The organism is Bowdeniella nasicola, from assembly GCF_001907295.1.
GTDB lineage: Bacteria > Actinomycetota > Actinomycetes > Actinomycetales > Actinomycetaceae > Bowdeniella > Bowdeniella nasicola.
In genome coordinates this window covers 1-707 of sequence record NZ_MQVR01000189.1, presented here as the reverse complement: position 1 = coordinate 707, position 707 = coordinate 1, and the positions used below count along the sequence as shown (strand labels likewise).

The window sequence follows — 707 nt, the reverse complement described above, 5'->3', positions numbered from 1 at the left end:
GAAGATGAACTCGAGGATCACGCGGTGACCGCCCTGCTGTCCAGCACGACCACCCCGCTACACCACTATGAGGGACTCAACTCAACGCTGGCGCGATGGCGGCGTGACTACGGCGAAATGAACCGTACGGAAGCCAAAGAGCTCAAGCGCTTGCGGGAGGAAAACTCCAAGCTCAAAGCGCTGCTAGGTGAAGCAGAGCTGGAAAAGGCCGCGTTGAAGGAATTGGTCGAGGGAGAATTCTAAGCCCACAACGCCGCCATGACGCGGTGGACTACTGGGCTGCTGTGGAGGTTTCGGACAGCGGTTGGGTGGTTTTTCTACGCTGCCTGAAGGGGCTGCTGGTAACTGTAGTGGACGTTATTGGGGCACAGGTAGCCGATCGCTGAGTGGCGCCGGCCGCGATCAGGCGCCAGAATTGTCGCTGCACCGCCCTCGATGGCTGCGGTCTGCCCGGAGAACGCATTGCTGGCCGCAACGCCCGGTCCGCGCGCCACTGCCGCCGCATCCCCTCCGGGACCTCGCTGATCTTCACGCTCCAGTCCTTGGTCGCCATCCTTGAACACCTTTCTCACCTCAAGGTGTTGCGACGACCAGTTGAATCCGCCTTCAGAGCCGCGGTCCGAGTGCCATATCGCATCCGGTTCGATTCTCGTCGTGGCCGCAGCGTTGAGTAGTGCCTGCTCGACGAGCTCGCTGCGCATGTGATC

Annotated in this window: 1 protein-coding gene and 1 pseudogene; one reads left to right on the top strand and one right to left on the bottom strand. The window is 61.4% G+C overall.

The features are described 5' to 3' along the window. Nucleotides 1-243: transposase (locus tag BSZ39_RS13005; RefSeq protein ID WP_342741826.1), on the top strand; the 243-nt coding region annotated here is incomplete at its 5' end. Between the two features lie 147 nt (nt 244-390). Here the strand turns inward: BSZ39_RS13005 and BSZ39_RS15205 are convergent. Beyond that, nucleotides 391-553: pseudogene (locus BSZ39_RS15205) on the bottom strand (IS30 family transposase); the annotation flags it as partial. Between the last annotated feature and the right edge of the window lie 154 nt (nt 554-707).